We start from the raw sequence: 13,330 nt of genomic DNA on the forward strand, positions 1-13,330 counted from the left end.
CTCATGATAGTATCGCAATCTGCATCATTAACACCGCTGCTGTCTTTGCCACAACATCGTTACCAAGTGGTCAGTTTATCTCATCTACTATATCACCATAATAAGCCTTATAGCGTTAGTCGCTTTATAAATTTATCATGATAACTTTATCGCATTTGAGCAGTTTTTGCGCCCTGACAGGCAATTTTAGACACCTGCGATACTTTGCGCGTCATCTATAGGCGCTGCTCAGTAAAACTGTTATTATTCCCAATCTTATATGAGCATACAAGGGACAATTGAGCCATGCCAAAAAATACCTCTTATTCGTTACCAAAAGACAGCAAAGCATGGCAACAAGCCGTCGATTCTATTGCGGCATTATTACCTGATGATACCAATTTGCAAGATTTTGATGCGCTACAGTCGCTGCCTGTTTTTGCACTCATCGTAGTGCTGCCGACTCAAGTGTCAGCAATGGATATTCATCGATATATTCAGTCGTGGGTCGATGAGCAACCAAGCTGGCATTTGGTAACCGTCGCCGAAGACACCGATGCAAGCTTTGTCAATATCACGGTTTCTGATACAGAACCGATGGCAGCAGATGCGCAACGTCTTCCCTTTACCCATGCGCAAGTATTCCGCTATCTACTGGTGCCAGTAACCGACACGCTCATGCACCCTGGCAAGAAGACAGCGGCGGCTCATATCATCGATGATCAATTGACCACGCGCTTGCGTCATGACTTGACCGAGCAATATAAAAACACGCACAGCGCGGATATTGCGGACGACTTAAACGTCGTTGACTGCCATATTTTATCTGTCGGTCATATGCTGCGTACCCACAAGCTTGCCTGCTTTGATATGGACTCAACGTTGATTGAACAAGAAGTCATCGTAGAACTGGCAAAAACAGCGGGAATTGGTGAAGAAGTCGAAGCCATCACTGAGGCGGCCATGCGCGGTGAGATTGATTTTGATGAGTCGTTCGCGCAGCGTGTGGCGTTATTAAAAGGTATCTCAACGGATGTGCTCGATGATATATGCAGCCGCTTAACGCTATCTGTGGGCGCTCGCACTACCATCAGCGCACTAAAAGCCTTGGGCTATCATACGGTATTGGTGTCTGGCGGCTTTACTTATTTTGCCCAGTATATTGCTGAGCAGCTCGGTATTGATGAAGTCCATGCCAATGCATTAGACATTGACGAAGGTGAAGTCACTGGTCATGTACAATTACCCATCGTTAATGGCGCCAAAAAGGCGGCTATCGTCGAACATACTGCTGAGCGTTTGGGTATCGAGATGTCACAAGTGGTCTGTATCGGTGACGGTGCCAATGATTTGCCGATGATGGCGATTGCTGACTTGGGGGTCGCGTATCATGCTAAGCCTATTGTGCAAGCACGTGCCGATGCAGCGATTAATGTGACTGGTCTAGAAGGCGTGCTCTACGCGCTTGGCTATCCCGCACTTGCTCCTACTGAGTAATGTCTAAACGCTGGACACACTATAAAAAGCTAGGTTAATGTCTTTGTCATTAGGGTCTGTTGAACATTCAAATATTAGGACTGCTGATCGCTAAAATCGTCCCAAACTAGGCGTAAACCGACGATAATGTCGAGACCTTAGCTAGGTTTACAACAACGTTTGGGGTGATTTTAGTATCAGCCTTTCAGGGCAGGGCTATTTTTTGCCAATACATGGAGAAATTGTCTAACCTAGAATAACTAGGCGTCAAAAATTTCACTGCGTATTGTCTAAAAAATAGCCACTGCCAGTACCACATTTGAATATTCAACAGACCCTAATCTGGCTTTTATATTTATAGTTTTTATATTTTGTTGCCGCTGACTCTGGCGCTATTTTAATAACACCATTTGAACCTTACTGCCTGAGCATAACTTTAGTCTAACTCATGACTTTAATCTAAATATTGGCACTCATCTTCAACGCTCATCTTAAATCACTCAAGGACTGTCCATGACGGCACCCCAATCACCCAAACCAAGCGAGTCGTCAGTGCCGCAACCATTAGATACCAGTGTGACTACTACTGACAGTCCAAAGCAGCTGTTAGGCGTCTACTTCAAAGGTATGGCCATGGGCGCGGCTGATATCGTGCCTGGTGTCTCTGGCGGTACTATTGCATTGATTGCAGGTATTTACGAACGTTTGATTAATGCGCTTAGTAGCATTGGCCCCCATCTGTGGCAGATATTCCGCCAAGAAGGTGGTATCAAAGGTCTAGTTGCGGTTTGGCGACAAGTGGATGCCACTTTTTTATTATGTCTGCTACTCGGTATTGCCACCAGTTTTCTGACCTTGGCTGGTATGATCAAGCATCTACTGGACAATGAGCCATTACTGATTTGGTCATTCTTTTTTGGGCTGGTTGTCGCAACCGTATTTATTTTATTAAGCGAAATTAAGCGCTGGAACATAGGACGAGCAGTACTGTTTATCATTGGAATAGTAACAGCTGTTACTATCAGTAGCTTGCCTTTACTGACCACCACTCCAAGCTTACCCTATCTGTTTTTTGCCGGAGCCATTGCTATTTGTGCGATGATTTTACCGGGTATTTCAGGGTCGTTTATCTTACTGTTGATGGGAGCATATGATACGGTATTAGAGGCTGTCCATACTCATAATTTCACCGTCATTTTTACTGTTATAGCGGGTATGGCAACGGGATTGTTATTATTTACTCGTGCGCTTAAATGGTTATTGTCTCGCTATTATCAAGCTACATTAGCCTTGCTCACAGGCTTTATCGCCGGATCTTTGGTTAAAGTCTGGCCGTGGAAAGTCGACGCCTTAGGTTCTCTAAATAGCGAGGCGATCACCAATGTCATGCCATGGCAATATCCTACTGGCCCGCACTGGTTAAGCACAGTCGGACTTATGCTACTCGGTGCTATTTTGGTGTCGCTATTGTCTTGGTGGGGCAACCGTACCAATCGAGCTTAGCCCTGCCTCAAGCTTGTATTAATCTCATCTAGAATTAGCAAAACCTTCTCGTCGTTCCCAATAAAAAGCGCCCATTCTTGCGGCGCTTTTTCTAGCAACTCCCTACGCTAAATGGTCAAAATCATTCAAAAAACCAAACGTCAACGGTTGTCGCAAAGTCGCCTACACCCTCTTCAGCTTTGTTCAATAACCTTTCATAATAGACTCATTGGAATTCACCTTATGAATAGCGAGATGAATGATGTTACTGACTATTTTTTCTTTTATCGGTGTTGATGCGTGGAGCAGCGCGGCATGGCTTGGTTATGGGGTGCTAGCAGGTGTGGTCGTGGCACTTGCTCTCTCATCGCATCGTTGGCTCTTGCTATATCTGTTTGGCGGCATGGTCTACTGGCTGAGCGTCGAAGTTATCCAAAATATCTTGTCAGGTCGCCCTACACTATCAGAGCTTTCAGAATGGCACAGCTACGTCATCGCTATGGGAATAAGCTGGCTACCTTTGGCGGTCTGGGTGCTGTATCGGGCATTACGCTACGATGATGTGAGTCAGTCGGTCAGTCAGCAGCGCGAGTTGGAAGCGGCTCGCTATGTCGAGCACACACCTGTCTACGACGACGATTATCAGCCGCGTTTTCATTAGACGGCTAAACAGAAAGCCATTAATCAGAAAGCAGATAATTAAAAAGCAAGTAATCAAAAACACAGATGCCAAGCAATCGGTCAACCTTAAACGACCAATGTTACAAGATACTTAACACGCTCTACTTAACTCCTAAAGAATTGATACCACTCAATAGTTTATAATCTAATTATATATTTATCATAAAAACTGGTATAAAGTACGCTTTATTTTTATGCCCCACCCTTTAGGAGTTCCACTATGTTTACTATTCCTGTATTAGATATCAAATCTGACCCATTAGATGCGTTATTGGCCGTGGTTGGTTATCGCCTGTCTATGCTAGCTGATAGCGACAATGAAGACGTCAAAGCGCTATTTGCTGATCGCAAAGTCACGATTGAATTTGCCAGTACTGAATCTGATATTGCCCGTTCTTTTAGCTTTGATAATGGACAATTTAGCCAACATAGCGGTCATGCAAAAGAAGCGGACCTAACCATCAATTTCAAAGACTCTATGACTGGCGTTAAGCTTTTGACCCAAGGCAGTCTGCCTGCTTTTATGACAGCAGTACAAGAAGGTAACCTGAGCATCGAGGGTGATTACAGCCTAATGATGTGGTTCAATAAGCTTGCCAAACACATCGTGCCAGCCATTCCAGAAGAGTGTAAGCCTTATCTTGATAAAGCCAAACCTTATGCCTATAAAGCACAGAAATTTGCTGAGCATTGGGTTGGTGTTGCTAAGCATAAATTGGGTAAATAGTCAGACATAAACAGTTAAATAAATGAATAGCCAGCAATGACTATTGGTGTGCCTCTAAGATGTTTCTAATGTGCTTAATTGTAGTAATTCTAAATACTATCTAGTCGTGTTCTGACTTTCTAAAAAGGTTGCGGTATACTATATCGCAGCCTTTTTTATTGTTTTAGAACCATTAAATATCTTAAAACAATAAAAGACGCAAATATCCATATTTTTAATACCGTTATAAAAGGACTTATATTATGGCAGGACTGCTTAGTATCTCAGAACCTAACGCCGACAGCCAAACTGACACACTTAACAATCAAGCCAATACAACCAATGAGTTGTTGGCGATGCTAGCCACAGACGCGATTAAAACAGACCAAAATGTGACCAGCAAGCACAGCCGTGAACAAATTTCTCAGCTCTTTGATTTGCCTTTGATGGATTTATTATTACAAGCACAAACCATTCACCGTCAACATTTTAAAGCGAATGAAGTGCAAATCAGCACATTGCTGTCTATTAAAACAGGTAACTGCCCAGAAGACTGTGGCTATTGCTCGCAATCAGGTCATCATCGCGATACCACCAACCTGCAAGCAGAGAAACGCATAGAAGTCGATAAAGTCATTGCCGCTGCTAAACGTGCCAAAGCCAGTGGCTCGTCACGCTTCTGTATGGGTGCAGCGTGGAAACATCCTAGCGCCAAAGACATGCCCTATGTGGTTGAACTGGTCAAAGAAGTAAAAGCGTTAGGTCTTGAGACCTGTATGACGCTTGGTATGCTTGATACCAATCAAGCAACGCAATTGGCGGATGCAGGATTGGATTATTACAATCATAATTTGGATACCTCGCGCCGCTACTATGAGCAAGTTGTCAGCACGCGCAGCTATGACGAGCGCTTAGATACTATCAATAACGTGCGCAACTCAGGTATCAATGTCTGTAGCGGCAATATCGTTGGTATGGGTGAAAGCCGTGACGATCGCATCGACTGGGTACACGAGCTGCTAAAAATGCCCAAAGCACCAGAGTCGATTCCGGTCAATCTATTAGTGCCCATTAAAGGCACCCCGATTGGCGATAAGGTATTAGCAGAAGGTCAGCTGCCTGTACTTGAGTGGATTCGTACCATTGCCGTGGCGCGTATTTGCTGCCCGACCAGCTATGTGCGCCTGTCGGCTGGTCGCGAAAGCCTATCTGACTCTGAGCAAGCACTGGCCTTTATGGCAGGTGCCAATTCATTCTTTTATGGTGACAAACTTCTGACCACTGGTAACGCCAGTCAATCAGGCGATGACAGACTTATGCGTGAGCTTGGTCTAACAAAGCAGTTTGCCGCACCAAGAGCGCCTAGAGTATTGCCTGTGATGGATGCGATGAATGGTCATCAAACACAAGTGGTATTGGCTGACTAGTTTGACTGTGTGCAGCGACTATTTATTAATAATCTGCATTGCACTTGCGTTTGGGCTGTGTCATCAATTAGCCCTTATAAAAAGCGTATGAAAATAAGCCTAGGGTGTGTTCTCATTTCAAATGGCTGATAACAAGAGATTAAGTAATGGCAGATTATTTTAACTGGATTAAAGCAGCACATATTATTTCTATGGTTTGCTGGTTTGCAGCAATTTTCTACTTGCCGCGCCTGTTTGTTTATCATGCGATGAGTGATGATAGCATTAGCCAAGAGCGCTTTACCATTATGGAGCGCAAGCTCTATCGCGGTATTATGACACCGTCGATGATAGCGACATGGGTATTCGGTCTATGGATGTTAGGGTTAGGCTGGGATGTGTATAAAACTCAAGGTTGGTTACACGTTAAGCTCTTGCTAGTCGTACTACTGTCTGGCTATCACGGTGCATGCGGCTTTTATCGTAAAAAACTGATGGATAATCCACATTATAAGTCGCATAAATTTTGGCGCTGGTTTAATGAAGTGCCAGTATTTGCTTTGGTCATTATCGTAATTTTAGTGGTGGTAAAACCTTTCTAGAGCTCAGTACAATGACTAATCTCTAGAACTAACGGCCTAAAAATAAAAAGCGTCCGCTACTCTAATAAGTAACGGACGCTTTTTTATTATCCTACTATAACAAAGGCATTTGACATAGCCAATCGTATTTTATGACTTACTGTCAAACATTAGAGCTTAAACACTAGGGCGCATGATTTGATAAACATTGCTCAAATCATAAACACGATAACGTGCAGGTTCGCGTCGGTTTTCGCCCGCATAACTGAGTATCAATGCTTGCTTTGCACGCTCATCGACCCAGCCAACGAACAGTCCACTATGCTCAACACCATTGTAGCCATGATTAATATAGTAGAGCCAATCTCCGACTTCAATCTCGCCACTATTGGCGTACGGACCTTGACCATAAGTCCCTTTATGCACCGTATCGCGCGTCACCCCTGCCCGTTTAAATACCGCATCCAGATAATCCCAACAGCCGCCTTGAATAATCGAGCGCTCGTTCAGTGCCATTTTGCGTGCTGTACTCACCACCTCACGTGCTGCCATATTGCTTTGCGTCTCAGCATTGCTGAGCAACGGTAAATACTCACTATCGACGTTGTCATAATTACCGGATAAAAATGCTGGTAGCGCGCTAGGTGTTTGACGTTGTACGTCAGGATAACGATAAGAAGTATTGACCGCTGGCGGATTCGCGTAAGAGTTATTGTTAGAATAACTAGTGGTTGAATAAGAGGGAGTACTAGTTGGTCGAACATTGACAGGGCTTGATCGATAGCTGCCAGCACGTTGAATCGTAGAGCGTGTACTCACTTTGGCAGCAGGTACCGCAGCATGCGTTGGTGTATAACGGGCACTATATTCAGGCTGGACGGACTTTTGCGCAATAAGCGCGCTCATACTATCTGCATGGGCTTGACCTACCATACCGACAGTGAGTAGCAATAGACTGCACGACATACTACATGACGTTGTGACCGACGACATAGACACTGGCAAACGCGACATGACTAGCTCCTTGTCAATAGCATCGCAATGATAGCATTAACAATAATAGGGGTTGGATTTCCAATCCTATTTATAAACTATTTAAGCGTGCATCTGCAAGCATTATTCCTTTTTCATTGACGATAAAAGGTATAAAAAGACAGACTAGTGGTAGTAGAGAAAAAGGGGTTTAGACAAGCGATAAAAATGTAAGTACGAATAATACGGGAGTGGGATAGAAATTTTTAGAAAAGTATAAGCTCACAATTATAAGGCTAGGGCGTGTCCTCATTTTAAAAATGAGGACACGCCCTAGTAAAGACGCTAATCGCTGCTCATCTTAATATTGACATGGCGCTTTGTCAGCGCTTGACCTTGCAAGATAGCTTTAGCAGCGGTTGCCTCTTGGACAGTCTCAAAGCCGCTAATATGATACTTACGTACATTGTCACTATCGCAAATTTGTAGCTGTTCGCCGATAAGCTTGACGTCATCACTATCGGTCAAATGGATGTGCTCACGCTTACCATTATTGTCATGCACCAGCTCGCCAGCTCGCACCCATAAGATACCGTTATTAATAACGCCACTCATGGCCTTTTTGCGTTGTTGGCGTTGCTTATTAAAAATAAAACTACCGATAATAAGCAAAGCAAGCGCACCAATAGCCAAGCGCTCAGAGAGTAGACTCATGGCCATGGCCACTGCAACTGCACCAATAAGCAATGCTGACCCAAACCAAAACAGACCATTATCAGCCGTTTGCGGTTGAGCGTGCAGAGTGATTTTGGCACCATCATCAGTCAGCTTAAGCATGCGTTACTACCTGTTGCAGAACCACTGTTTTTTGAGAGACAATTATCTTTTAAAAGACAACCATGTGTTTTAGCAAACAACTATCTGTCAAAAGACACTTAACTATCGAAGATTAACAATAGCATCAAAAAAAATATTTAATCATCTTAGACATTAACAGTAGATTACCAGCCTAACGCTGTTTTTTGCATCGCAATAAGCTCTGCAATGCCTTTTTCTGCCAGTACCAACATATCGTCTGCTTGCGCACGGGTGAATGGCTTTTCTTCTGCCGTACCTTGTAGTTCAATGAACTCACCTTTCTGAGTCATCACCACATTCAAGTCCGTATCACAGCTGGCGTCTTCTTCGTAGTTCAAATCTAGATACGCTTTGCCATCTTTCATACCAACAGAAACCGCAGCGACCAAACCAATCAATGGGTCCGCTTTCAATTTTTTGGCTTTTTGGATGCTTTCTAACGCATCAATGAGCGCGATAGCTGCGCCAGTTACACTAGCGGTACGAGTACCACCATCTGCTTGCAATACATCACAATCAAGATAAATGGTGTTTTCGCCCAGCTTGCTCAAGTCAATCATGGCACGCAAGCTACGACCGATGAGACGTTGAATTTCTTGCGTGCGACCTGACTGCTTACCACGTGCCGCTTCGCGTTGATTACGGGTATTTGTCGCTCGTGGCAACATACCGTATTCTGCCGTGATCCAGCCCTTACCCTTACCTTTGAGCCAACGCGGTACGCCTGATTCAACACTGGCTGTGCAGAGTACTTTGGTATCGCCAAAGCTGACTAATACAGACCCTTCAGCATGCTTAGTATAATGGCGCTCAAAGCTGATCGAGCGAAGTTGGTCAAGCTCACGATTGTCAATACGCATAAAAATTCCTAGTACGATGTTTTAAAAGCAATGTCATAAGATAAGGGGTCTGTCATTATTTGAGTAGTAGCCAGTATTTATTTAGCGAAACACTCAAGTTCCGAAACTCTTGCATTCCAACATACTGACACTCCGAAATAAAGGATAACTGGATGCCTTAGCAGACCTAAATATTACGACATCCTAACGTGGCGACGGCGCAATAGCAAGATTCACTCAAGCTATTGCGCCGCTGTTGCCATTAAATGTGGCGCTTACTTTATTCTAAACCTTCCATCTTACGCAATTCTTTACGGAGGATTTTACCCACGTTTGATTTTGGTAATTCGTCAACGAACTGCACGTGACGCGGACGTTTGTAACCAGTCAACTGCTTTTTGCCAAAATCAAGCAGCTCCTGCTCAGTCACATCGCCTTTTTTGACCACAAAGATTTTTGGTTCTTCGCCACGATCATCGTTCGGAATACCAATGGCACCGCACTCTACCACACCTGGATGCTCGCTCATGGCTTCTTCGATTTCGTTTGGATAGACGTTAAAGCCAGAGACCAAAATCATGTCTTTTTTGCGATCGACAATTTTTATAAAGCCTTTTTCGTCCATGATACCGATGTCACCCGTTTTTAGGTAACCGTTGACAGTAAAACTCTCGGCGGTTTCTTCCGGACGATTTTGATAACCAATCATCACCTGCGGGCCTTTGACACAGATTTCACCACGATCGCCTAAGGCGACTTCATTTTCATCATCATCAATCAGTATCACATCGGTGCTAGAAGCCGGAATACCAATTTTACCCGTGAATTCAGCGATGGTCATCGGGTTAAAGGCAACCACAGGGGATGTCTCAGACAAACCATAACCTTCGACGATAGGTAAACCAGTGATTTTATGCCACTCTTTTGCCACACTTGGCAATACCGACATACCACCGCCAATCGAGGCTTTTAAGTTAGAGAAATCTAGGTCGGCAAAGCTGTCTTTATGTACCAAGCCATTAAACAAGGTATTTACCGCAGGGATAAAAGCAGGTTTGTATTTACCCATCTCTTTGATCAAGCCGTCAAGATCACGTGGATTTGGAATAAGTAAACCAGCACAACCTTGGTACATGCTATACATCCCACAAACCATAAATGAGAACACATGGTATAGCGGTAGCGCCGTCAAAAGAACATCAGTAGCTTCGATATCATCTTCAAAAGCGCTGTCCATGAGCGCACTAATCTGTAGCATATTGGCTATTAAGTTGCCATGAGACAACATCGCGCCTTTAGCAACACCGGTCGTGCCACCAGTATATTGTAACAACGCCACATCGCTTAGATTCATGTCAGGGCGCTTATACTCGCTAGCTGAGACCGCATTTAGCGCATGCTTAAAGCTAGTGCTCTCTGGCAAACTATAAGACGGAATCATTTTTTTGACATGGCGAGCGACGAGGTTGACCACGGTTCCTTTCACCGTGCCGAGCATATCACCGAGCTTACAGACAATGACGTGCTTGACCTGACCTTTGTCTTCTGCCTCTTCGTAAGTCTTGGCGAAGTTTTCGACGATAAACAACGCTTTGGCACCGCTGTCATGCAACTGGTGCGACAATTCGCGGCTGGTATACAAGGGGTTGACATTGACCAACACCATACCTGCCCGAATGATGCCTAACATCACAATAGGATATTGCAAAATATTGGGCATCATCGCCCCCACTTTGTCGCCTTTGACCAGTCCTAACGACTGTAAGTAGCTGGCAATCTGGCGACTGTATAGATCTAATTGCTTAAAGCTAATAGAGGCGCCCATACAGATATAGGCAGGTTTTTGTCCATACCGGCTAAAGTTGCGTTCGAACACTTCAAGTAAAGAGGTACTGTCATCTGGCATATCGATAGTTGCATCGATATTATAGCGCTCGTAAGCATTCAGCCAAGGACGGTCACTAGCTATCGCCGGCATCGTAGGAAAGGTGTTGGTCTCAATCGTTGACTGAGCATCTTTAGCCGCGCTGTCGTTTGTTGTCTCTTTATTGATATTGTCCGTCATAACTTCCCCTAAATATTACCGTTAAAAAGATAGAATAATTTGATGAAAATATCCTGAACGTCAGGATTATTTATGCATTCCAATAAATGAACAATCCTGACACTCATCACTAAGCCTACTACAAATCAGGCAAAAAGGTTAAGCCGCTAATACGTTTTTACGACGATAATCATGCCAGCTCTATAGCGCCAAACTCATGCAATTCTATCGCTAAATAAGAAAATATATCGGCAGGCACTATAGCAGTTCTGCTAGGGCGTGTCTTCAATTTAAAAATGGTGATAAAAATGAGATAAATTACCGTCAAACAAGAAAAATAGCGCAAATAATATCGGGATATTAACCAGCTATTTAACGCTGATAGAAACAAACAAAAATGATAAGGCAGTATAGAACTGGCCTTATCATTTTTGGTCATTACGAAATTTTATACCACGATAGTTGTTATCAGCTCCAATAAAAGGCGGCTGATAACAAACTGTCTAGCATTGACTATTGATTATCTAACCGTGGTTTTTTTCTTCAAGCACTCGTAAATCTTTGCGTAGGATTTTACCAACATTAGATTTTGGTAGCTCATCAATAAACTCAACATGGCGAGGACGTTTGTAGCCAGTTAGGTTTTCTTTACCATAAGCGATGACTTCTTCGGCTGTCAGGCTGTTGTCACTACGTACCACGTAAATCTTCGGTACTTCACCGCTCTTCTCATCATCAATACCGATAACACCACATTCCAAAATCTTTGGATGCGTTGACATGGCGTCTTCAACTTCGTTTGGATAGACGTTAAAGCCAGACACCAAGATCATGTCTTTTTTGCGATCGACAATCTTAAAGTAACCTTCTTCATCCATCACACCGATATCACCAGTACGGAAATAACCGTCTGAAGTCATGACTTCCGCCGTCGCATCTTCACGCTTCCAATAACCTTTCATGACCTGCGGGCCGCGAACACAAATCTCGCCACGCTCACCAAGGGCCACTTCATTGCCTTCTTCATCCAAGATGGCCATATCAGTCATAGGCATCGGCAAACCGATGTTACCGGAGAACTCCCCTGTACCATGCGGATTTGCTGAAGCAACAGGAGAGGTCTCTGACAAACCATAGCCTTGTACAATTACATTACCAGTAATCTTCTGCCATTTTTCGGCCGTGTCTTTCAATACTGCCATGCCGCCGCCCATAGACATCTCAAGCTTGCTATGATCTAACGCTTGGAAAACTTCGCTGTTGGCGAGGGCATTAAACAGGGTATTAACCGCAGGGAAAAATGCTGGTGGATAGTCTTTGTAAGCTTTGATCAAGCTGGCGCCATCGCGTGGGTTTGGCACGAGCAGACCGATACAACCACGGTATAGGCCAAACATGCCACACACAGTAAATGAGAAAATATGATATAGCGGCAGAGCAGTCATAATGACTGGCTGCTCATTACTACCATCGAACTTATCAAAAGCATCGCCTAGATACGTATCGCTCTGAATCAGGTTGGCCACCAAGTTGCCATGGGTCAGCATCGCACCTTTTGCCACGCCCGTAGTACCACCCGTGTACTGAAGTACCGCGACGTCGTCGAGACCGATATTGTTAGGGCGTTTATAGCTTTTGGCTGGGAAGCGATGTAGGGCTTTTTTGAACTTAACGCTGCCTCTAATATGATAATCAGGCACCATTTTTTTGACATGACGCACAACGGTATTAACGATCAGACCCTTTAATGGGCTCATCAAATCACCCATGGACGCCACGACCACATGATCAACCAAGTCCTTGCCAATATCTTCATAGGTTTTGGCAAAGTTCTCTAAAAGAATCAAAGCTTTGGTATCAGAATCTTCTAACTGATGCTCAAGCTCCTTGGTCGTATAAAGCGGATTAACGTTGACCAAGGTCATGCCAGCGCGAAGTACACCCAATACAGAAACGGGTAACTGCAAAATGTTTGGCATCATGACAGCGACTTTATCGCCTTTTTTTAGCCCAAGTGACTGTAGATAGGCAGCAATTTGTTTACTATAGCAGTCCAAATCTTCGTAAGAGAGCTTAACATCCATACATACGAACGCAGTTTTGCCTGCGTGATTGATGAAGTTCTGCTCAAGTACGTCAATTAAAGAGGTGTTGGCAGCTGGCATGTCAATATTGTACTGAATACCAAGTTTTTCGTAAGTTTTGACCCATACCTTGTCATTACGACGAATGAGGTTACCTTGATTTTCCATAATCTTATCTCTCCTAGTAATAATAATGCGTTATCGTCCACCCATACCAATCAC

General features: G+C 44.0%; 11 protein-coding genes. 6 read left to right on the plus strand and 5 right to left on the minus strand.

The window, feature by feature from the left end:
• Window positions 1-285: 285 nt before the first annotated feature.
• From serB to hemJ, 6 genes are all read left to right on the plus strand, one after another.
• Window positions 286-1,476 carry a phosphoserine phosphatase SerB gene (gene serB, locus J5X94_RS05360; RefSeq protein ID WP_210540499.1) on the plus strand — a complete coding sequence of 397 codons (1,191 nt, stop codon included), beginning with the start codon at window positions 286-288 and terminating at the stop codon, window positions 1,474-1,476.
• A 492-nt stretch (window positions 1,477-1,968) separates the two neighbouring features.
• Complete coding sequence (locus J5X94_RS05365) at window positions 1,969-2,958, plus strand: DUF368 domain-containing protein (protein ID WP_210540500.1); 990 nt, start codon at window positions 1,969-1,971, stop codon at window positions 2,956-2,958.
• 238 nt (window positions 2,959-3,196) lie between these two features.
• The gene (gene aciT / locus J5X94_RS05370) at window positions 3,197-3,598 is read left to right on the plus strand and encodes an AciT family ciprofloxacin tolerance protein (RefSeq protein WP_227676203.1); all 402 of its coding nucleotides are present in this window, start codon (window positions 3,197-3,199) and stop codon (window positions 3,596-3,598) included.
• A gap of 240 nt (window positions 3,599-3,838) precedes the next feature.
• Complete coding sequence (locus tag J5X94_RS05375; RefSeq protein WP_189585708.1) at window positions 3,839-4,345, plus strand: SCP2 sterol-binding domain-containing protein; 507 nt, start codon at window positions 3,839-3,841, stop codon at window positions 4,343-4,345.
• Window positions 4,346-4,680: 335 nt separating this feature from the next.
• Window positions 4,681-5,751, plus strand: coding sequence for a biotin synthase BioB (bioB, locus tag J5X94_RS05380; RefSeq protein WP_210540547.1), 1,071 nt, complete (start codon window positions 4,681-4,683; stop codon window positions 5,749-5,751).
• Between the two features lie 146 nt (window positions 5,752-5,897).
• Window positions 5,898-6,332: a protoporphyrinogen oxidase HemJ gene (hemJ, locus tag J5X94_RS05385; RefSeq protein ID WP_010201681.1), complete on the plus strand. Its 435-nt coding sequence runs from the start codon at window positions 5,898-5,900 to the stop codon at window positions 6,330-6,332.
• Between the two features lie 156 nt (window positions 6,333-6,488).
• Here hemJ and J5X94_RS05390 read toward each other — a convergent pair whose 3' ends face one another.
• From J5X94_RS05390 to J5X94_RS05410, 5 genes are all read right to left on the minus strand, one after another.
• Window positions 6,489-7,325: a hypothetical protein gene (locus J5X94_RS05390; protein WP_210540501.1), complete on the minus strand. Its 837-nt coding sequence runs from the start codon at window positions 7,323-7,325 to the stop codon at window positions 6,489-6,491.
• 303 nt (window positions 7,326-7,628) lie between these two features.
• Window positions 7,629-8,120, minus strand: coding sequence for a hypothetical protein (locus J5X94_RS05395; RefSeq protein ID WP_210540502.1), 492 nt, complete (start codon window positions 8,118-8,120; stop codon window positions 7,629-7,631).
• A 164-nt stretch (window positions 8,121-8,284) separates the two neighbouring features.
• On the minus strand, window positions 8,285-9,001 hold the full coding sequence (gene rph / locus J5X94_RS05400; RefSeq protein WP_010201684.1) for a ribonuclease PH: 717 nt from the start codon (window positions 8,999-9,001) through the stop codon (window positions 8,285-8,287).
• A gap of 259 nt (window positions 9,002-9,260) precedes the next feature.
• Window positions 9,261-11,045, minus strand: coding sequence for an AMP-binding protein (locus J5X94_RS05405; protein WP_210540503.1), 1,785 nt, complete (start codon window positions 11,043-11,045; stop codon window positions 9,261-9,263).
• Between the two features lie 503 nt (window positions 11,046-11,548).
• Entirely contained in the window at window positions 11,549-13,276 is a 1,728-nt protein-coding gene (locus tag J5X94_RS05410; protein ID WP_189585723.1) for an AMP-binding protein, read from the minus strand.
• Window positions 13,277-13,330 lie beyond the last annotated feature (54 nt).

The organism is Psychrobacter sp. K31L (assembly GCF_017942195.1).
In the GTDB taxonomy this organism is placed as follows: Bacteria; Pseudomonadota; Gammaproteobacteria; order Pseudomonadales; family Moraxellaceae; genus Psychrobacter; species Psychrobacter glaciei.

Bases quoted from the DNA above. Each gene is read 5' to 3' on its own strand.
- rph (WP_010201684.1), bottom strand. From the start codon at position 9,001: ATGCGTATTGACAATCGTGAGCTTGACCAACTTCGCTCGATCAGCTTT.
- bioB (WP_210540547.1), top strand. From the start codon at position 4,681: ATGCTAGCCACAGACGCGATTAAAACAGACCAAAATGTGACCAGCAAG.
- J5X94_RS05410 (WP_189585723.1), bottom strand. From the start codon at position 13,276: ATGGAAAATCAAGGTAACCTCATTCGTCGTAATGACAAGGTATGGGTC.
- aciT (WP_227676203.1), top strand. From the start codon at position 3,197: ATGATGTTACTGACTATTTTTTCTTTTATCGGTGTTGATGCGTGGAGC.
- J5X94_RS05375 (WP_189585708.1), top strand. From the start codon at position 3,839: ATGTTTACTATTCCTGTATTAGATATCAAATCTGACCCATTAGATGCG.
- serB (WP_210540499.1), top strand. From the start codon at position 286: ATGCCAAAAAATACCTCTTATTCGTTACCAAAAGACAGCAAAGCATGG.
- J5X94_RS05395 (WP_210540502.1), bottom strand. From the start codon at position 8,120: ATGCTTAAGCTGACTGATGATGGTGCCAAAATCACTCTGCACGCTCAA.
- J5X94_RS05390 (WP_210540501.1), bottom strand. From the start codon at position 7,325: ATGTCGCGTTTGCCAGTGTCTATGTCGTCGGTCACAACGTCATGTAGT.
- hemJ (WP_010201681.1), top strand. From the start codon at position 5,898: ATGGCAGATTATTTTAACTGGATTAAAGCAGCACATATTATTTCTATG.
- J5X94_RS05365 (WP_210540500.1), top strand. From the start codon at position 1,969: ATGACGGCACCCCAATCACCCAAACCAAGCGAGTCGTCAGTGCCGCAA.
- J5X94_RS05405 (WP_210540503.1), bottom strand. From the start codon at position 11,045: ATGACGGACAATATCAATAAAGAGACAACAAACGACAGCGCGGCTAAA.